Raw genomic sequence first — 18,049 nt, forward strand, 5'->3', positions numbered from 1 at the left:
CTCGGTAACTGCAGAGAGAAGTTCATCAGGATAATGGTAACAATCGACGCGATTGATACTGAGTCGCAGGCGCTCTGGTGCAATGTTTACAGGGTGTTCCCCGAAAAAGTGGCACGCCAATGGCCCGGTAACAAGGGCGATCGCCACCGACCAAAAGCTGAGAAAGACGTCAGGAAAAACCTGGTTATCATGGCCTGCGGATTAAACCCGGCGGGTTTTCATCAGTCCGACATAATGAGTGCCATTAGCGCGCCGCCCTTGTGCCATGCAGTCAGGAGAATCCCGCAATGACGCGCCCTGTCAGAATCCTCATCTGGACCTTCGCCACCCTCGCCACCCTGCTGGCGATCCTGGTAGTGGTCATCGCCACCTTCGACTGGAACCGCGTCAAGCCGCTGCTCAACGAGAAAGTTTCCCAGGCCCTGCATCGCCCCTTCGCCATCAACGGCAACCTGGCCGTGCATTGGCGCACCGAACCCGAGGAGGGCGGCTGGCGGGCCTTCGTGCCCTGGCCGCACTTCACCGCCGAAGACCTCAGCCTGGGCAACCCCGAGTGGCTCAAGGAACCGCGCATGGTGGGCCTGGAGCGGGTGGAGTTTCGCCTGGCGCCGCTGGCGTTGATCGTCCAGCGCATCAGCATCCCGCGGATCGACCTGGTCAAGCCCGTTGCCAGCCTGACCCGGCTGGCTGACGGCCGGGCCAACTGGGTGTTCGACTTCGGGCCCAAGGACGAAAACCAGGCACCCTCCAGCTGGGAGCTGGATATCGGCGCCATCGGTTTCGACCAGGGCAACATCAGCTTCGACGACCAGACCCTCAAGACCCGCATGAAGGTCCAGGTGGACCCCTTGGGCAAACCGGTGCCGTTCAGCGACATCGTCGGCAAGGCCCGCGCCGAGAAGGCCGGCAAGGCCCAGGACTATGCCTTCGGCCTCAAGGCCCAGGGTCGCTACAAGGGCCAGGCGGTGGCCGGCACCGGCAAGATCGGCGGCCTGCTGGCGCTGCAGGACGCCAGCCAGCCATTCCCGCTGCAGGCCGACGTGCGCATTGGCGATACCCATATCGCCCTTGCCGGTACCCTGACCGACCCCCGCAACCTGGGTGCCCTCGACCTGCGCCTGAAACTCTCTGGCAGCAGCCTGGGCAACCTCTACCCGCTGACCGGCGTGACCCTGCCCGACACTCCGCCCTACGCCACCGACGGCCACCTGAGCGCCAACCTGCATGCCGCCGAGGGCGCGCATTTTCGCTATGAAGGCTTCAACGGCAAGATCGGCGACAGTGATATCCACGGCGACCTGGCCTTCGTCGCCAGCCAGCCCCGGCCGAAACTGTCCGGCAACCTGGTTTCCAATCAATTGCTGTTCAAGGACCTGGCACCGCTGATCGGCGCCGACTCCAACGCCGAGCAGAAGGCCCGCGGTGGGGCCAGCAAGCAGCCGGCCAACAAGGTGTTGCCGGTAGAGGCGTTCCGCACCGAGCGCTGGCGGGCCATGGATGCCGACGTGACCTTTGCCGGCAAGCGCATCGTGCACAGCGAGAAGCTGCCGTTCAACGACCTGTCCGCCCATGTGATCCTCGAGGACGGCCTGCTGCGTCTTGAGCCGCTGCGCTTCGGCGTGGCCGGGGGCAATCTTGACTCCAACATTCGCCTGGACGGGCGCAGCACGCCGATGCAGGGGCGCGCCCAGCTCACCGCCCGGGGATTCAAGCTCAAGCAGTTGTTCCCCAGTTTCGCGCCCATGCAGACCAGCTTCGGCGAGCTCAATGGCGACGCCGACATCACCGGCCGTGGCAACTCGGTGGCGGCGTTGCTCGGCACCGCCAACGGTGACCTGCGCCTGTTGATCAACGACGGCGCGATCAGCCGCAGCCTGATGGAGATCGCCGGGCTCAACGTCGGCAACTACGTGATCGGCAAGTTGTTCGGTGACGAAGAGGTGAAGATCAACTGCGCGGCGGCCGATGTCGGCATCAAGGAGGGCCTGGCGACCACTCGCCTGTTCGTGTTCGATACCGAGAACGCGATCATCTACATCAACGGCACGGCCAATTTCGCCAGCGAGCAGTTGGACCTGAAGATCACCCCGGAGTCGAAAGGCCTGCGCTTGTTCTCGCTGCGTTCACCGTTGTATGTGCGCGGGCCGTTCGCCAAGCCGAGCGCCGGGGTGCAGGCGGTGCCGCTGGCATTGCGCGGGGCCGGGATGGTGGCGCTCGGCGTGGTGGCCGGGCCGGCGGCGGGGCTGCTGGCGCTGATTGCGCCGAGCAGCGGCGATGCGCCCAACCAGTGCACGCCGTTGTTGCAGCAGATGCGCGCCGGCAAGGCGCCGGCGGCGGTGAAGGGCAAGAAATAGGGCCGCTTTGCGGCCCTTTCGCGACGCAAGGCCGCTCCCGCACAGGTTGCCGAGCCCTTGCAATCACAGCCCCTGCAACAGATCGGACATATCGTCGGCGTGCTCTTCTTCCTGGGCCAGGATGTCCTCGAAGATGCGCCGGGTGGTCGGGTCCTTGTCGCCGATGTACTGGATGATCTCGCGGTAGCTGTCGATGGCGATGCGCTCGGCCACCAGGTCCTCCAGCACCATCTCCTTCAACGAACTGCCCGCCACGTACTGGGCGTGGGAGTTCTTTGTCAGGTTGTCCGGGTTGAAGTCCGGCTCGCCGCCCAGCTGCACGATGCGCTCGGCCAGCTTGTCGGCGTGTTCGGCTTCCTGGTTGGCATGCTCGAGGAACTCCTCGGCGGCGACGCTGGCCTTGATGCCGCTGGCCATGAAGTAGTGGCGCTTGTAGCGCAGCACGCACACCAGCTCGGTGGCCAGCGACTCGTTGAGCAGGCGCAGGATCTTCTCGCGGTCGGCGTGGTAGCCCTCGGTCACCGCGCCTTGCTCGACATGCTGGCGGGCGCGTTCGCGCAGGGTCTTCACATCGGTCAGTTCAACGCTCATGTTCATCTCCGAAACGATCAGGGTGGTCATGGGGTGTCATGCGCCGTGCACGGCGTCGCTGTCTTGTTGGCGTTGCTTGCAGGTCTTGAAGCCCTTGGCATCGACGTGGCCGGTGGCGTCGAAGCGCACGTAGTAGGGCTGCTGGTGGCCATCGCGGTTGAGGATGTAGTCGTTGCAGGTGCCGCCGTGGGGCAGGTCGATCACGTTCGACGGGCTGCCGCCGATGGCGATGACCTTCTGCATGGTCATGCCATGCTCGACCTGCTTGACCAGCGGTTCGTCGCGGTAGGTGACGTAGTCCACCGGGTTTTCCGGGCGGCTGCCGCAGGCGGCCAGGGTGGCACTTGCCAGAAGGATGGCCAGGGTCTGCTTGTACATGGTCCCGCTCCTTGCTCAGGGTCTGTTCTGCTTGGAACCGCACGGCGCGCCGGGAGTTCGATTGCGAATGACCCAGGGCGCGCTGTAGTGTGGGGCGCTCGTCCACGGAAGAGGGCAAGGCTGATGAGTCAGGAGCTGGCCACGCGTTACCCACTGGTGCTGGTGCCGGGCATGCTCGGCTTCGTGCGGGCGCTGGTGTATCCCTACTGGTTCGGCATCGTGCCGGCGTTGCGCCGGGGCGGCGCGCAGGTGTATCCGGTGCAGGTGTCGCCGCTGCATTCCAGCGAGGTGCGCGGCGAGCAGCTCTTGATCATCATCGAGGACATCTGCCGCCGAACAGGGGCCGAGAAGGTCAACCTGATCGGCCACAGCCAGGGCGCGCTCAGTGCCCGCTATGCGGCGGCGAAGCGGCCAGACCGGGTGGCTTCGGTGACCTCGGTGGCCGGCCCCAACCATGGCTCGGAGCTGGCCGACCATCTCGAACGCACGGCACCGGGGGACTCGGCCCAGGGGCGTATCCTCAAGGCGGTTCTGCATGGCCTGGCGGTAGTGCTGGGGTGGCTGGAGACCGGCTGGCGCCGCGATCCGCTGCCGATCGACGTGCACGCCTCGCACCAGTCGCTGACCCGCGCCGGAGTGGCGCTGTTCAACCAGGCTTATCCACAGGGGCTGCCCGAGGTGTGGGGCGGCGAGGGGCCGGCCGAGGTGAACGGCGTGCGTTACTACTCCTGGTCAGGCACCTTGCAGCCGGGGCGCACCGACCAGGGGCTGAACCGCTTCGACGGCAGCAACTACTTCTGCCGCTTGTTCTCCCGCAGCTTTGTCAGGGAGAAGGGGCGGTGCGATGGCATGGTCGGGCGCTTCAGCTCGCACTTGGGCCAGGTGATTGGTGACGACTATCCGCTTGATCACCTGGATATCGTCAACCAGTCATTAGGCGCGGTCGGCAAGGGCGCCGAGCCGGTGCGGCTGTTCACCGAACACGCCGCGCGGCTCAAGGCTGCGGGGCTGTGAGAAGCCTGGGGCTGCTGCGCAGCCCTTTCGCGACACGAGGCCGCTCCTACAGGGGATTGCGTTCGTCTGTGGGAGAGGCCTTGTATCGCTCCCCGCGTGCTAACGCCGTACCGGCGTGGTCCAGCGTTCGGCCAGCAGTACGCCGACCAAGGTCAACAGGCCGCCGACCAGGTGATAACTGGCCAACTGCTCATCCAGCACCGCCGCAGCAATCACCGCCGTGACCACCGGCAGCAAGTTGAAGAACAGCGTGGTGCGGCTTGGCCCCAAACGGTGCACGGCTTGCATCCACAGCAACGGCGCCACCATCGAGGCGAGCACGCAGGCATACAGCACCAGGCCCAGGTTCTGGCTGTTCAGGCCTGTCTTGGGCGACAGCACGAACAGCGGCAGCAGTACCAGGATCGCCACCAGCACTTGCAGGTACAGCAGTTGCAGCGGCGGCAGGCGCAGTTGCCATTTCTTCAGCAGGAAGCTGTACAGCGCATAGGCCAGGGTGGCCACCAGCATCAGCAGGTCGCCACCGTTCAAGCCCTGGTGCAGCAGCGTCGCCGGCTGCCCGGCCGAGACCACCTCCAGCACGCCGATGAACGACACCAGCGCACCCAGCAGCGCGCCGTAGCTCAGGCGCTGGCCAAGCCAGGCGATGGACAGCGCCAGCGACATCAGTGGCATCAGCGAAAGGATGATGCCCATGTTGGTGGCGCTGGTGATGCCCGCGGCAAAGTAGGCCAGGCTCTGGTAGATGGCCATGCCCAGTACGCCGAGGACGAACACCTTGCCCAGGTGCGGGCGAATCGCCGCCCGGTTGCGCCAGACCTTGGGCAGCAGGAACGGGGTGAACAGCAGGCCTGCCAGCAGCCAGCGGTAGAAGCCGATCTCGGCGGGGAAGATGGCACCTGCGGACATCTTGGTGACCACGGTGTTGCCGGCCCAGATGAGGATGGCCAGAAGGGGGAAGAGGTAGTTCATGTTGCACAGGTTCTCGGTAAGGCGGGAGTTCCTGGGGGCTGCTTTGCAGCCCTTTCGCGACACAAGGCCGGTCCTACAGGGATGCGCTCTTCAGTAGGAGCGGCCTTGTGTCGCGAAAGGACCGCAAGGCGGTCCCAGGCAGGCGATGATTATCGTCTGTCTGTTAGTAAGCCTATACTTCCATCCAGACAACCTACCCCGCGAAGCAGACAGCATGGCCCGCAAATTCCTCGACATCCCCCGTTTCGACCAACTGCCGGCCCCGGTGTACTTCCGCTACGACGAGTTCGGCGCCGACACCCACAGCGCCCCCCATCGCCACCCCTGGGGCCAGCTCAACTATGCCTCCCACGGCCTGATGCACCTGGATGTCGAAGGCCAGCGCTTCATCTCGCCGCCGCACTACGCGGTGTGGGTGCCGCCGGATGCCGAGCATGGCAGCTACAATCCCCAGGCCATCGTCTACCGCTCGGTGTACCTGGACCGCAGCCTGTGCGCCGAGCTGCCGCGCCAGGCCTGCAGCCTGCTGACCAGCGATATCCTCAGGGCGATCCTCGGCGACTTCGCCCGCCGCGACCTCAAGGTCGCCCAGGACGCGCGCGACCAGCGCCTGGTACAGGTGCTCATCGACCAGTTGCACCAGATCCCGACCCAGACCTGCTACCTGCCGTTCGCCCACAGCGATGGCCTGCGCCAGGTGCTCGAGGCGTTGCATGCCGAGCCCGGCGACAACCGCCCGCTGGCCGACTGGGCCGCCCAGGTGCACGTCAGCGAGCGCACCTTGGCGCGCCACTGCCTGCGCGAACTGGGCATGAGCTTTGGCGAATGGCGCCTGCGCCTGCGTTTCCTGCGGGCCATCGAGGCGCTGGAGGCAGGCTTGCCGATCCAGGCCATCGCCTTCGACCTCGGCTACAGCAGCGCCTCGGCCTTCATCGTCATGTTCCAGCGCCAGGCCCACTGCACGCCGGAGCAGTACCGGCGGCAAGCGCGGACAGAGATGTAAGAATTGTTGTCTACACTCTGCTCGACGACCGCGCATCGGGCGCGGGAACAAGGAGACCACTCCATGAAGCTGCTGCACGTACCCCTGCTGGTGTTGGGCATGTTGATCGCCGGGCAAGGATTCGCCGCCACCGCGCAACAGGAAAAGATGAAGACCTGCAACGCCGACGCCACCGCCAAGGCCCTCAAGGGCGACGAGCGCAAGGCGTTCATGAGCACCTGCCTGAAGAAGAGCCAGCCGGCCACCCAGCAGGAGAAGATGAAGACCTGCAACGCCGACGCCACCACCAAGGCGCTCAAGGGCGACGAGCGCAAGGCCTACATGAGCGACTGCCTGAAGAAGAAATGACCTGCGCCTATGCCTCTGCCAGGAAGGCTGGCAGACTGCGGGTCTTTCCGCTGTCTGCCGTCGAGGCTGTATGACCTTCACCCCCCGCCAGATCACCCTTGCCAGCCTGCTTATCGTCGTCGCCGGCCTGTTGCTGGCGCTGCCGCTGAAACTGCTGCCGAGCCTGCTGGCCGGCTTGCTGGTGTTCGAGCTGGTCAACATGCTCACCCCCCGCCTGCAGCCGCTGATCGCCGGGCAACGCGCGCGCTGGCTGGCGGTGGCGCTGCTCGGCACCCTGGTGGTGAGCACGCTGACGTTGCTGATCGCCGGCGCCTTCAGTTTCCTTTTGCACGAGGCCGAAAACCCGGGGGCCTCGCTGGACAAGTTCATGGCCCTGGTCGAGCGCGCCCGTGGCCAGTTGCCGCCGTTCATCGACGCCTACCTGCCGGCCAGCGCCGCCGAATTCAAGGTGGCCATCGGCGATTGGCTCAAGAGCCACCTGAGCGAACTGCAACTGGTCGGCAAGGGCATGGCGCACATGTTCGTGACCTTGCTGATCGGCATGATCCTCGGCGCCATCGTCGCCTTGCAGCGCATCCCCGACGTGTCACGGCGCAAGCCGCTGGCCGCGGCGCTGTTCGAGCGCCTGAGCCTGCTGGTGCAGGCGTTTCGCAACATCGTCTTCGCGCAGATCAAGATCTCGCTGCTCAACACTGTCTTCACTGGCATCTTCCTGGCCGTGGTGCTGCCGCTGTTCGGCGTGCACCTGCCGTTGACCAAGACCCTGATCGTGCTGACCTTCCTGCTCGGGCTGCTGCCGGTGATTGGCAACCTGATGTCCAACACCCTGATCACCATCGTCGGCTTGTCGCTGTCGATCTGGGTGGCGATGGCGGCGCTGGGCTACCTGATCGTGATCCACAAGGTCGAGTACTTCCTCAACGCGCGGATCGTCGGTGGGCAGATCAGTGCCAAGGCCTGGGAGCTGTTGCTGGCGATGCTGGTGTTCGAGGCGGCGTTCGGCTTGCCGGGGGTGGTGGCGGGGCCGATCTATTACGCCTACCTGAAGAGTGAGTTGAAGCGGGCGGAGTTGGTTTGATCCTGTTCGCCGGCAAGCCGGCTCCTACGCTATACGTGTAGGAGCCGGCTTGCCGGCGAACACCGGCGTAGCCGGTGCCATCCACCGCGGCGCCTGGTTCGCCAGCAAGCTGGCTCCTACAGGGCGGGAGCCTCAGGCGGCGCCGTAACGCTTGCGCGCCTCGATGGCCAATCCGCTGCCGATGCTGCCGAAGATATTGCCTTCCACATGCCGCGCATTGGGCAGCATCGCCGCCACGCTGTTGCGCAGCGCCGGAATGCCGCTGGAACCACCGGTGAAGAACACCGTGTCCACCTGCCCTTCGTTCACGCCGGCCTTGGCCAGCAGCTCGCTGACGCTGCCGCGCACCCGCTCCAGCAGCCCGTCGATGGCCTCCTCGAACAGCACCCGGGTCAACTCGGCCGACAGCTGCGGCTCGATCCGGCCAAAGTCGATGCTCCGGCTGTCGCGCTCGGTCAGTTCGATCTTGCTGGCCTCCACCTCCATCGCCAACCAATGCCCGGCGCGCTGTTCGATCAGGTTGAACAGGCGGTCGATGCCAAGGGTGTCCTCGATGTCGTAGCGCATGCTGCCCAGGGCCAGCTGCGATTTCTGCGAGTACAGGGTGTTGATGGTGTGCCAGGTGGCCAGGTTGAGGTGGTAGCTGGTAGGCATCAGCGCGCCGCTCTTCATCCGGCTGCCGTAGCCGAACAGCGGCATCACGCCCTGCAGGCTCAGTTGCTTGTCGAAGTCGGTGCCGCCGATGTGCACGCCGCCGGTGGCGAGGATGTCGTCCTGGCGCTCGGCCACCTGGTGGCGCTCGGGTGACAGGCGGATCAGGGTAAAGTCCGAGGTACCACCGCCGATATCGACGATGAGCACCAGCTCTTCGCGGCTGATACCCGACTCGTAGTCGAACGCCGCGGCGATCGGCTCGTATTGGAACGACACGTCCTTGAAGCCGATCTTGCGCGCCACGTCGGCCAAGGTGTCCTCGGCCTCCTGGTCGGCGGCGGGGTCTTCGTCGACGAAGAACACCGGGCGGCCCAGCACCACCTGCTCGAACTCACGGCCGGCATCGGCTTCGGCGCGTTTTTTCAGCTCGCCGATGAACATGCCCAGCAGGTCCTTGAACGGCAGGGCGCTGCCCAGCACGCTGGTGTCGTGCTTGATCAGCTTGGAGCCCAGCAGGCTCTTGAGCGAGCGCATCAGGCGGCCTTCGTAGCCCTCCAGGTACTCGTGCAGGGCCAGGCGGCCATACACCGGGCGACGCTCCTCGATATTGAAGAAGACCACCGAGGGCAGGGTGATCTTGCCGTCTTCCAGGGCGATCAGCGATTCGACGCCCGGGCGGTGCCAGCCGACCGTGGAGTTGGAGGTGCCGAAGTCGATGCCGAGGGCGCGGGCCGGGGATACGTCAGACATGAAGGAGTGCTTCCGGAGGCAAAACGGCCGCGCAGTTTATGCCGTTCTGCGGCTAAATCAAGACCGGTCGTCTGCGATAGCGCAACCCCGGATGCACCTTGAAAGGCTATGCTTGACCCCAATCTTCAGTAGCAATACGCACATTCACATCGGTGATCCATAGATGGACTTCAAAGACTACTACAAGATACTCGGCGTCGAGGCGAGTGCGGACGACAAGGCGATCAAGGCCGCCTACCGCAAGCTTGCGCGCAAGTATCACCCCGACGTCAGCAAGGAGCGTGACGCCGAGGACAAGTTCAAGGAGGCCAACGAGGCCTACGAAGTGCTTGGCGACAAGGACAAGCGCGCCGAGTACGACGAGATCCGCAAGTACGGCGGCCAGCATGGCCGGCCGTTCCAGGCACCGCCTGGCTGGCAGTCCCGTGGCGGCAATGGCGGCGGCGGTGGCTTCGAGGGCGGCGATTTTTCCGACTTCTTCAGCTCGATCTTCGGCGCCCGGGGTGGCAACCCCTTCGGTGGCGGCGGTGGCCGGCAACAACGCAGTGCCGGCAGGCGAGGGCAGGACGTGGAACTGGAACTGGCGGTGTTTCTCGAAGAGACCCTGAACAAGGAGTCCAAGCAGATCAGCTTCCAGGTGCCGCAGACCAACGCTGCTGGCCAGCGCACCGGCTTCACCACCAAGACCCTGAACGTGAAGATCCCTGCCGGGGTGACCGACGGCGAGCGCATCCGCCTCAAGGGCCAGGGCGCGCCGGGTGTGGGTGGTGGCGCCAATGGCGACTTGTTCCTGACCATTCGCATGGCACCGCACCCGCAGTTCGATGTCGAAGGTCATGACCTGATCATCACCGTGCCGCTGGCGCCGTGGGAAGCGGCGCTCGGCGCCAAGGTGGCCGTGCCGACCCTGACCGGCAAGATCAACCTGACCATCCGCCCCGACAGCCAGAGCGGCCAGCGCCTGCGGGTCAAGGGCATGGGCCTGTTGAACAAGCAGGGCGAGCGCGGCGACCTGTACGCCCAGCTCAAGGTGGTGATGCCTGCCCAATCCGATGACGCAACTCGCGCACTGTGGACCCAGCTCTCCGAGAAAGCCGCGTTCAACCCGAGGACTCAATGGAGTAAGTGATCATGAGCAGCACCCTGATCGTTCAACTGGACATGCGTACCCTGTGTCAGGAGGCCGATATCACGGCCGATTGCGTGATCGAGATCGTCGAGCACGGCATTGTTGAACCTTTGGGGCGAACGCCGGAGGACTGGGTGTTCGACGACCGCGCGCCGGTGACCCTCAAGCGCGCGGTGAAGCTGCATGAGCAACTGGAGCTGGAGTGGGAGGGGGTGGCGCTGGCGCTGGAGTTGCTGGAAGAGGTGCAGCAGTTGCGCAGCGAGAACAGCATGTTGAAGCAGCGGTTGGGGCGGTTTACCCAGATGTGATGGGTATGGCCTGTGAGATCCTGGGGCTGCTGCGCAGCCCTATCGCGACACAAGGCCGCTCCTACAGGAGATTGCGTTCCCCTGTAGGAGCGGCCTTGTGTCGCGATAGGGGCGCAAAGCGCCCCCAGGTTCACGACGCTTTCGCGATCACCTTGAAGTACAACGCCGTAGCCCGGTACACCCCTTCCGGCCCGCAGGCATAATCCGGAATCTCCCCCGCCTTGCTGTACCCCAGCGCCCGATAGAACGCCTCCGCCGTGGACCCTGCCTCGGTATCGAGAAACAGCATCCCCCGCCCGATCCGCCGCGCCTCGGCCTCCAGCGCTCCCATCAACTGCTGCCCCAGCCCACGCCGCCGGGCATCGCTGTGCACCAGCAATTTCTGCACCTCGCCCCGGTTCAGCCCATTGGGCTTCAGGCACAGCCCCAATTGCACGCTGCCCAGCACTTCCTGGCCCTGGGCAATGACCCAGAGCAGTTGCTCGCCGCTGGCCAGCTTTGCCTTCACCTCATCGAAGTAGCCCTGGGCCTGCTGTGCGTCGATACCGGCCAGAAACCCCACCGACGCGCCCTGGCGCACCGCATCGAGCAACAGCGCCACCAGGCCGTCGCGGTAGTACGCCAGGCCTTCGTGGGTCACGCGCTGCAGTTGGGCGCTGTTCATCGGCTTCAGCTCCTTGAAGGTGGCAGGGTGTTGTCGTCCAGGTAAAGCTGCATGAAGGTCAGGTCCAGCCAGCGCCCGAACTTCACCCCCACCTGCGGCATCTGCCCGGTGATGCTGAAGCCCAGGCGCTCATGCAGGCGGATCGACGCAGTATTGCCGCGCTCGATGGCGGCGACCATCACATGCTTGTCGCAGCGGCGCGCCCGTTCGACCAGCGCTTCCATCAGGGCAGGCCCCAGGCCCTTGCCACGCTGGTCGCCACGGATGTACACCGAGTGCTCGACGGTATGCCGGAAGCCCTCGAACGGGCGCCAGTCGCCAAACGAGGCATAGCCGAGCACGCCGCTGTCATCTACCGCCACCAAGACCGGATAGCCCTGTTGCGCCCGTGATTCGAACCAGGCCTGGCGGTTGGCCAGGTCCACCGGGGTTTCGTTCCAGATCGCCGTGGTGTTGGCCACGGCGTCGTTGTAGATGTCGAGGATGCCCGGCAGGTCGTCGGGCAGGGCGTCGCGCAGCAGGTGGCTCATGGGCGGTCTCGCAGGAACAGAGGTTTCGGGCCGATGCACGATCGAGTGCAAGCGACGTGCCGAGGCGTGGGCGCAGGCAAATGCGCCAAGGGGGCTTGGCGTCATGCGCCAACCCGGTGCATTGGGCAATGGGCGTGCACTGCCTGAGGGCGGGCGCCGAACATTTTGACACACCCCGGTTACTTGAGTACCGTGCCGCACCGCAGTAGATTCTGCGGTTCGGGATTGGCGTCCCGTTGTCAGAACTGGGCACATCGCACTCGCGATAGTCGTGTCCTGCATGGTTGCACCCGTTATGGGCGGGGCCGTGCGCGGGAGCCTTCGGGCTCACCGGAACTTCTGACCGGTAACGCCAACCCGCACGGCTCCGTCCACCCATATTGGCGTATGGGCACGGAGAGACACTTCAGAAGGCTGCAAGGAGTAGCACCATGCTCAAGAAGATCGTTCCAGATCCACCGTTCGCATTTGCTGGGTTCGCCACCTTTCATCGAGAGGTGCAGCCATGAACCCGGAATCGCGGGTCAACCTCACCCCGCGCACATCCCGCCCCGTCACCGCCAGTTCCCATTTCGGCACCTGCAATCACGCCCACGCCCCGATGCTTTCGGTACAGGCTGGGGTCGATAGCGAGGATGCGCTGGTGTGCGCCGTGGCGGCGTTGAAGGCGGCCTATGAGACCAATGCCGCCGCGCTGGAGAAGGCGGGGGAGCCGTTGCGCAGTTTGCTGACGGCGACCGAGAACTCGCTGGAGAAAGGCCTGGCGCTGGCCGAGGCGGTGCTCGAGGGGTTGGAGCAGGGTTGAGACAGTAGGGGCGCTGTGCGCCCATTCGCCAGCAAGGCTGGCTCCTACAGGTCTCGCGCAGGTTTCGGAGCGTGCGCTGTACCTGTAGGAGCCAGCCTTGCTGGCGAATGGGCTGCGCAGCAGCCCCCGCGATCAGCGGTTCGACGCCCCACGCACGGCGGTACGCGGCTGACGCCTGCTACGCACGAATTGGTAGGTCACCGCCAGGATCAGGAACCAGATCGGCGTCACCACCAGCGCCGAGCGCGTATCCGCCTCCAGGCTCAACAGCACCAGGATGCCGGCGAAGAACACCAGGCACACGTAGCACATGAAGCGCCCGCCGGGCATCTTGTAGCTCGACGCTGCATGCAGCGCCGCGCGCTGTTTGCGGTAGCTCAGGTACGACAGCAGGATCAGCGTCCAGACGAACATGAACAGCACCGCCGACACTGTCGTCACCAGGGTGAAGGCTTCGATCACATTGGGTACCAGGTAGATCAGCACCGCGCCCAGCAGCAGGCAGGTGCAGGAGAAGTACAGGCCGTTGGCCGGCACCGCGCGGCGCGAGAGTTTCTCGAACGCCTTGGGCGCATCGCCCTCCTGGGCCAGGCCGAACAGCATGCGGCTGGTGGAGAACACGCCGCTGTTGGCCGACGAGGCCGCCGAGGTCAGCACCACGAAGTTGATGATGCTCGCCGCCGCTGGCAGGCCGGCCAGCACGAACAGCTCGACGAACGGGCTCTTGCCCGGCACCACGTCACGCCATGGGGTCACGGCCATGATGGCGATCAGCGCCAGCACGTAGAACACGATGATGCGGATCGGGATCGAGTTGATCGCCCGTGGCAGGGTGCGTTCGGGGTTCTTCGCTTCGGCCGCGGTGGTGCCCACCAGCTCGATGCCGACGAAGGCGAACACGGCGATCTGGAAGCCGGCGAAGAAGCCCAGCAGGCCGTTGGGGAACATGCCGCCGTCATTCCACAGGTTGGCCAGGGTGGCGGTATGCCCGCTTGGCGACTGGAAACCGGTGATGACCATGTACAGGCCGGTGGCGACCAGGCCCATGATGGCGATGATCTTGATCAGGGCGAACCAGAACTCCATTTCGCCGAACATTTTCACCGTCACCAGGTTCAGCGACAGCAGCAGGGCCACGCAGCTCAGCGCCGGTATCCACTGTGGCAGGTCGGGGAACCAGAACTGGGTATAGGCGGCGATCGCCACCACGTCGGCGATACCGGTGACCACCCAGCAGAACCAGTAGGTCCAGCCGGTGAAGTAGCCGGCCCAGGGGCCGAGCAGGTCGGCGGAGAAATCGATGAACGACTTGTAGTTGAGGTTCGACAGCAGCAGCTCGCCCATGGCACGCATGACGAAGAACAGCATGAAGCCGATGATCATGTAGACGAAGATGATCGACGGGCCGGCCAGGCTGATGGTCTTGCCCGAGCCCATGAACAGGCCGGTGCCGATGGCGCCGCCGATGGCGATGAGCTGGATGTGACGGTTGGTCAGGTTGCGTTGCAGGTGCTGCTCTTCGGAGGGTGTCTGGGAGGTCCGGGTCATAGGCTGCATTCCATTGAGGGTCAGTCTTTTTGTGAGCGAAAGCCAAGTAGGCTATCACGTCGCGTTCCAATCGCGGGTGTGGCAGATCGGCACGATCTTGGCGGTACAGGGCGGTCGGGGACATGATCGCGGTCAATGGATGGAGCACACATCCTGGGGCTGCTGCGCAGCCCTTTCGCGACACAAGGCCGCTCCTACAGGGGAATGCGACCTCCTGTGGGAACAACTGTCTTCTTTGTGGACGCTGGCCCGGCCTTGCCGGGCATCGCCAGCAAGGCTGGCTCCTACAGGTTTGCAGTGAAGCTCAGGTTTGGCGCGGTCCATGTGGGAGCGGCCTTGTGTCGCGAAAGGGGCGCAAAGCGCCCCCGGCAATCTCAAGCCCGAACCATGGCCCGGCGCCTGACCACCAGGCTATCCACCCCCCACATCACCACCATCGAGATCCCCACCAGCGGGAAGGCGATGCCCAACACCACCATCACCCCCACCGCCATCTTCCAGCGCGGCAGGTCATGGCGCAGCGGCGGCACGCCCAATCCACCAGTGGGCTTGCGCTTCCACCACATCACCAGCCCGCTCACCGAGCCCAGCAGGATCATCAGGCACACCAGCAGGATGACGAGCTGGTTCAACGCCCCGAACATCTTGCCCTCGTGCAGCATCACCCCAAGCTCGGTGGCGCGGGCCACCGGGCTGTAGTCCTGCCAGCGCACATCGGCCAGCACCTGGCCGGTGTACTGGTCCACATGCAGGGTGGCGTCGTTACGCGGGTCGTCGGCGAACACCGCGATGGTGAACACGCCCTCGGCACTGGTCGGCAGGGTGATGCTGTAGCCCGGCTCGACCCTGCGCAGGCTGGCGACATCCTCGACCTGTTGCAGGCTGACCTGCGGCGCAGCGGGGGCCTGGTCCATCCTGTGATGCCCGGCATGCTCGGCGTGGGCGCCGGATACCGGCATCGGCGTGTTCTCCATCGCCCACGGCACGGTCTGGCGGTGGGCGCTGTTGAGGTCGCGCGCTTGTTGGTCGGACTTGGGCACGTCATTCCACATGGCTGCCGGGAAGCGGTTCCACAGGTCGGCGTACTGCTTGCCCCACAGCCCGGTCCAGGTCATGCCGCTGAGCAGCATCAACAGCAGCAGGGCCGAGCCCCAGAAGCCGGTGACGGCATGCAGGTCGCGCCACAGCACTCGGCCGCGTGCGCTCAAGCGTGGCCACAGCACGCCCGCGCTGTTGCGCCCGCGTGGCCACCAGAGATAGAGGCCGGACACCACCAGGACAATGCCCCAGCCCGCCGCCAGTTCCACCAGCCGGTCACCGACCGTGCCGACCATCAGTTCGCCATGCAGGGCACGGGCGATGGCTTGCAGGTTCTGCTTGCCATCCTGCTCGCCCAGCACCTTGGCGCTGTACGGGTCGACGAAGACATTCAGCTCGCGCCCGCCGTCATGCACCACGAACTGGGCGCTGCGCTCGGCGTTCAGCGGTGGCAGGTACTGGCCGACATGGCCCTGTGGATAAGCCTGGCGCACGCTGGCCAGCAGGGTGTCGGCGCTTTGCCGATGATGGCCGGCCTCGACCACCATCAGTTCGCGGTACAGCAGCGGGTCGAGCTGTGGCTTGAACAGGTAGATGATCCCGGTGATCGCCAGCAGGATCATGAACGGCGCCACGAACAGCCCGGCATAGAAATGCCAGCGCCACGCCAGGTTGTAGAACGACACATTTGGTTTGCTCATGGGAGCCTCCCGTAGACCTTGAGTGGGCGCGGTCAGGTCCCGCGCCCGTTTGTTGTTGTCAGAAGCTGAAGTCGACCTTGGTCCAGAAGGTCCTGCCTGGCTCGTTGACCGGCTGCACGCTGTTCGCCGGGTAGCCGAACCCGGCGTTCCCGGCCAGGTTCAGGTGCTCGGCGTAGGTTTTGTCGAACAGGTTGTCGACGCCCGCGCTGAGCTTGAGGTTGTTGTTCACCTTGTAGGCACCGTTGAGGGAAAACACGCCGAAGCCGGCGCTCTTGTCGTAGTCCTTGCCCACCACGTTGCCCTGGTTCTGGGCGATGCGGTTCTGCTCGGCCACCAGGCGCCACAGGGCGCCGACGCTCCAGGTGTCGCGGCTGTAGGTCAGGCCCAGGCGGCTTTCCAGCGGTGGCATCTGTGGCAGGGCCTTGCCGTCGCTGCTGTTCTTGCCCCAGGCGTAGGCCAGGGTGGCGTCGGCTTTCCAGTTGTCGGTCAGCCTGTAGGCCGCGCCCAGTTCGCCGCCCATGATGCGGGCGTCGATGTTCTGCGCCTGGGAGGTGAGGTTGCCCATCATGTTGCGTTGGTAGTCGAACAGGATGTAGTCGCGGATCTGGCCAACATAGCCCGATGCCCAGGCTTCCAGGCGCTCGTCGCGGTACTGGATGCCGAAGTCGAGCTGGGTGGTCTTCTCCGGCTTGATGCCGTCGAAGGCGTTTACCGAGCCGGCCGGGGCGCGCTTGGGCGAGAACAGCTCCCAGTAGTCAGGGAAGCGCTGGGTGTGGCCGAGGCCGATGTAGGTGGTGGCGGGGATCGCCGCCAGGTCGTGCTCGTAGCGTATGAAACCGCTGGGCAGGGTGTCGGCGCGGGTGTCGCCCTCGGTGGCGCTGCCTTTGCGGAAGTCGCGGGCCGAGGCGCGGTCCAGGCGGGCGCCGGTGATCAGGCGATCCTCGCCGGTCGCATACCAGGTGAGCTCGCCGAAGGCGCCGTAGTTGTGGAAGTCGGCATCCTTGGTCCAGGGCTGGCCCTTGTGCGCGTTGACGCCCATGCCACCGCGCTGGCGGTGCTCGTTGGTCTGCGCGTCGATGCCGCTGATCAGCTGCACGTCAGCCCAGCGCCAGGTGGCCTTGATGCGCGCGCCCATGGTCCGGCGGTCGACGTTGCTGACCATGGGCATGCCCATCATGCCGCTGCCCGACGGGGTGCGCAGGGTGTAGTTGTCCATCACGTGGTCGGCGTAGTTGTAGTAGACCTGCGCCTCGACCTTGTCGAGCACCTCGCCGATATTGGATTTTTCGAAACGCAGCCCCAGGCTTTCGCGCTTGAACTGCGAGCCGTCCATGCCGCGCCCGGCGGAGCGGGCCTCGCCATCGCCCTTGCCGGCGGTCAGCTCGAGCAGGGTGTCGGCGTCCGGGGTCCAGCCGAGGGTGACGTCGCCGTTCCACTTGTCCCAGCGTGACGGCACGGTGTCGCCGTTGCCGTCCTCGAAGTCGTCCGAGTGCGACTGGTTGCCGACGAAGCGCACATAGCCGAGCTGGTTGCCGGCCGCAGCGTCGAGCACCTTGTCGAAGCGGCCGTTGGAGCCGGCCAGCATGCTGGCGTTGACCCGGCTGCCCAGCTCGCCGAATTTCTCCGGGTCACGTTCGAACAGGATGGTGCCGGCGGAGCCGCCGGGGCCCCAGATCACGCTCTGCGGGCCCTTGATCACGGTGAGGCGGTCGTAGGTTTCCGGCGAGATGTACGAGGTTGGCGCGTCCATGCGGCCCGGGCAGGCGCCGAGCATCATGCCGCCGTTGGTGAGGATGTTCAGGCGCGAGCCGAACATGCCGCGCAGCACCGGGTCGCCGTTGGTGCCGCCGGCGCGGATCACCGAGAACCCGGGGATGGTCTTGAGGTAGTCGCCGCCGTCGCTGGCCGGCACCGGCTGGCGCGGGTCCTTGGGGTTGGTGACCACGGTCAGCGGCGAGCTTGGGGCGATGGCGGTGATCACCGTCGGGCTCAGCTCGGCGGTGTCGTGCACATGGCCTTCATGGCCGGTTTCGGCGGCCAGGGCCAGTGGCGCGAGCAGCGAGCCGCACAGCACGGCGATGGTCCCACGCAGGGAAAGGGCAAAAACAGGGGTGCAGCCGGACATAATGATTCCAGTCGATCAGTCATGAGTCAGCGCGAAGCCTCCTGGCTTCGGGCATTGAT

General features: G+C 65.3%; 17 protein-coding genes. 8 read left to right on the forward strand and 9 right to left on the reverse strand.

From position 1 onward, the window contains the following. Positions 1-287: 287 nt before the first annotated feature. Entirely contained in the window at positions 288-2,354 is a 2,067-nt protein-coding gene (locus tag KSS95_RS05710) for an AsmA family protein (RefSeq protein WP_217852404.1), read from the forward strand. 63 nt (positions 2,355-2,417) lie between these two features. Here the strand turns inward: KSS95_RS05710 and KSS95_RS05715 are convergent, their stop codons facing one another. Both KSS95_RS05715 and osmE read right to left on the reverse strand, forming a co-directional pair. Then, positions 2,418-2,975: a ferritin-like domain-containing protein gene (locus tag KSS95_RS05715; protein WP_225935561.1), complete on the reverse strand. Its 558-nt coding sequence runs from the start codon at positions 2,973-2,975 to the stop codon at positions 2,418-2,420. A 6-nt stretch (positions 2,976-2,981) separates the two neighbouring features. Then, a complete protein-coding gene (gene osmE, locus KSS95_RS05720) occupies positions 2,982-3,323 on the reverse strand; it encodes an osmotically-inducible lipoprotein OsmE (protein WP_217852406.1) in 342 nt (113 codons plus the stop codon). A gap of 123 nt (positions 3,324-3,446) precedes the next feature. Here osmE and KSS95_RS05725 point away from each other — a divergent pair, with 123 nt between their 5' ends. Beyond that, positions 3,447-4,337, forward strand: coding sequence for a lipase family alpha/beta hydrolase (locus KSS95_RS05725; RefSeq protein ID WP_217852408.1), 891 nt, complete (start codon positions 3,447-3,449; stop codon positions 4,335-4,337). 99 nt (positions 4,338-4,436) lie between these two features. Here KSS95_RS05725 and KSS95_RS05730 read toward each other — a convergent pair whose 3' ends face one another. Further along, positions 4,437-5,309, reverse strand: coding sequence for a DMT family transporter (locus KSS95_RS05730; RefSeq protein WP_217852410.1), 873 nt, complete (start codon positions 5,307-5,309; stop codon positions 4,437-4,439). 214 nt (positions 5,310-5,523) lie between these two features. On the opposite strand from KSS95_RS05730, the gene KSS95_RS05735 reads away from it, so the two are divergent. The 3 genes from KSS95_RS05735 to KSS95_RS05745 all read left to right on the forward strand — a co-directional run bounded on the left by KSS95_RS05735 (position 5,524) and on the right by KSS95_RS05745 (position 7,738). Then, positions 5,524-6,312: an AraC family transcriptional regulator gene (locus KSS95_RS05735; RefSeq protein ID WP_217852412.1), complete on the forward strand. Its 789-nt coding sequence runs from the start codon at positions 5,524-5,526 to the stop codon at positions 6,310-6,312. 63 nt (positions 6,313-6,375) lie between these two features. Next, a complete protein-coding gene (locus KSS95_RS05740) occupies positions 6,376-6,660 on the forward strand; it encodes a PsiF family protein (protein ID WP_217852414.1) in 285 nt (94 codons plus the stop codon). A 70-nt stretch (positions 6,661-6,730) separates the two neighbouring features. Continuing rightward, the gene (locus KSS95_RS05745) at positions 6,731-7,738 is read left to right on the forward strand and encodes an AI-2E family transporter (protein ID WP_217852416.1); all 1,008 of its coding nucleotides are present in this window, start codon (positions 6,731-6,733) and stop codon (positions 7,736-7,738) included. Positions 7,739-7,870: 132 nt separating this feature from the next. Here the strand turns inward: KSS95_RS05745 and KSS95_RS05750 are convergent, their stop codons facing one another. After that, positions 7,871-9,142: an Hsp70 family protein gene (locus KSS95_RS05750; protein ID WP_217852418.1), complete on the reverse strand. Its 1,272-nt coding sequence runs from the start codon at positions 9,140-9,142 to the stop codon at positions 7,871-7,873. A gap of 163 nt (positions 9,143-9,305) precedes the next feature. On the opposite strand from KSS95_RS05750, the gene cbpA reads away from it, so the two are divergent. Next, positions 9,306-10,271: a curved DNA-binding protein gene (gene cbpA / locus KSS95_RS05755; RefSeq protein ID WP_217852420.1), complete on the forward strand. Its 966-nt coding sequence runs from the start codon at positions 9,306-9,308 to the stop codon at positions 10,269-10,271. Positions 10,272-10,273: 2 nt separating this feature from the next. Beyond that, positions 10,274-10,579 (forward strand): chaperone modulator CbpM, encoded by a 306-nt coding sequence (locus KSS95_RS05760; protein ID WP_217852422.1) that lies wholly within the window; start codon positions 10,274-10,276, stop codon positions 10,577-10,579. A gap of 130 nt (positions 10,580-10,709) precedes the next feature. Here KSS95_RS05760 and KSS95_RS05765 read toward each other — a convergent pair whose 3' ends face one another. After that, positions 10,710-11,243, reverse strand: coding sequence for a GNAT family N-acetyltransferase (locus KSS95_RS05765; protein ID WP_217852423.1), 534 nt, complete (start codon positions 11,241-11,243; stop codon positions 10,710-10,712). A gap of 5 nt (positions 11,244-11,248) precedes the next feature. Next, positions 11,249-11,773 carry a GNAT family N-acetyltransferase gene (locus KSS95_RS05770; protein WP_217852426.1) on the reverse strand — a complete coding sequence of 175 codons (525 nt, stop codon included), beginning with the start codon at positions 11,771-11,773 and terminating at the stop codon, positions 11,249-11,251. 505 nt (positions 11,774-12,278) lie between these two features. On the opposite strand from KSS95_RS05770, the gene KSS95_RS05775 reads away from it, so the two are divergent. Then, on the forward strand, positions 12,279-12,578 hold the full coding sequence (locus KSS95_RS05775; protein WP_217852428.1) for a hypothetical protein: 300 nt from the start codon (positions 12,279-12,281) through the stop codon (positions 12,576-12,578). Positions 12,579-12,710: 132 nt separating this feature from the next. Here KSS95_RS05775 and cycA read toward each other — a convergent pair whose 3' ends face one another. The 3 genes from cycA to KSS95_RS05790 all read right to left on the reverse strand — a co-directional run bounded on the left by cycA (position 12,711) and on the right by KSS95_RS05790 (position 17,990). After that, positions 12,711-14,126: a D-serine/D-alanine/glycine transporter gene (gene cycA, locus KSS95_RS05780; protein WP_217852430.1), complete on the reverse strand. Its 1,416-nt coding sequence runs from the start codon at positions 14,124-14,126 to the stop codon at positions 12,711-12,713. Positions 14,127-14,500: 374 nt separating this feature from the next. Beyond that, positions 14,501-15,865, reverse strand: a complete 1,365-nt coding sequence (locus tag KSS95_RS05785; RefSeq protein ID WP_217852432.1) for a PepSY-associated TM helix domain-containing protein — start codon at positions 15,863-15,865, stop codon at positions 14,501-14,503. A gap of 58 nt (positions 15,866-15,923) precedes the next feature. After that, positions 15,924-17,990 carry a TonB-dependent copper receptor gene (locus tag KSS95_RS05790; RefSeq protein ID WP_217852434.1) on the reverse strand — a complete coding sequence of 689 codons (2,067 nt, stop codon included), beginning with the start codon at positions 17,988-17,990 and terminating at the stop codon, positions 15,924-15,926. Positions 17,991-18,049 lie beyond the last annotated feature (59 nt).

This window comes from Pseudomonas muyukensis (genome assembly GCF_019139535.1).
GTDB classification, from domain to species: domain Bacteria; phylum Pseudomonadota; class Gammaproteobacteria; order Pseudomonadales; family Pseudomonadaceae; genus Aquipseudomonas; species Aquipseudomonas muyukensis.

Bases quoted from the DNA above. Each gene is read 5' to 3' on its own strand.
- KSS95_RS05710 (WP_217852404.1), top strand. From the start codon at position 288: ATGACGCGCCCTGTCAGAATCCTCATCTGGACCTTCGCCACCCTCGCC.
- KSS95_RS05715 (WP_225935561.1), bottom strand. From the start codon at position 2,975: ATGACCACCCTGATCGTTTCGGAGATGAACATGAGCGTTGAACTGACC.
- osmE (WP_217852406.1), bottom strand. From the start codon at position 3,323: ATGTACAAGCAGACCCTGGCCATCCTTCTGGCAAGTGCCACCCTGGCC.
- KSS95_RS05725 (WP_217852408.1), top strand. From the start codon at position 3,447: ATGAGTCAGGAGCTGGCCACGCGTTACCCACTGGTGCTGGTGCCGGGC.
- KSS95_RS05730 (WP_217852410.1), bottom strand. From the start codon at position 5,309: ATGAACTACCTCTTCCCCCTTCTGGCCATCCTCATCTGGGCCGGCAAC.
- KSS95_RS05735 (WP_217852412.1), top strand. From the start codon at position 5,524: ATGGCCCGCAAATTCCTCGACATCCCCCGTTTCGACCAACTGCCGGCC.
- KSS95_RS05740 (WP_217852414.1), top strand. From the start codon at position 6,376: ATGAAGCTGCTGCACGTACCCCTGCTGGTGTTGGGCATGTTGATCGCC.
- KSS95_RS05745 (WP_217852416.1), top strand. From the start codon at position 6,731: ATGACCTTCACCCCCCGCCAGATCACCCTTGCCAGCCTGCTTATCGTC.
- KSS95_RS05750 (WP_217852418.1), bottom strand. From the start codon at position 9,142: ATGTCTGACGTATCCCCGGCCCGCGCCCTCGGCATCGACTTCGGCACC.
- cbpA (WP_217852420.1), top strand. From the start codon at position 9,306: ATGGACTTCAAAGACTACTACAAGATACTCGGCGTCGAGGCGAGTGCG.
- KSS95_RS05760 (WP_217852422.1), top strand. From the start codon at position 10,274: ATGAGCAGCACCCTGATCGTTCAACTGGACATGCGTACCCTGTGTCAG.
- KSS95_RS05765 (WP_217852423.1), bottom strand. From the start codon at position 11,243: ATGAACAGCGCCCAACTGCAGCGCGTGACCCACGAAGGCCTGGCGTAC.
- KSS95_RS05770 (WP_217852426.1), bottom strand. From the start codon at position 11,773: ATGAGCCACCTGCTGCGCGACGCCCTGCCCGACGACCTGCCGGGCATC.
- KSS95_RS05775 (WP_217852428.1), top strand. From the start codon at position 12,279: ATGAACCCGGAATCGCGGGTCAACCTCACCCCGCGCACATCCCGCCCC.
- cycA (WP_217852430.1), bottom strand. From the start codon at position 14,126: ATGACCCGGACCTCCCAGACACCCTCCGAAGAGCAGCACCTGCAACGC.
- KSS95_RS05785 (WP_217852432.1), bottom strand. From the start codon at position 15,865: ATGAGCAAACCAAATGTGTCGTTCTACAACCTGGCGTGGCGCTGGCAT.
- KSS95_RS05790 (WP_217852434.1), bottom strand. From the start codon at position 17,990: ATGTCCGGCTGCACCCCTGTTTTTGCCCTTTCCCTGCGTGGGACCATC.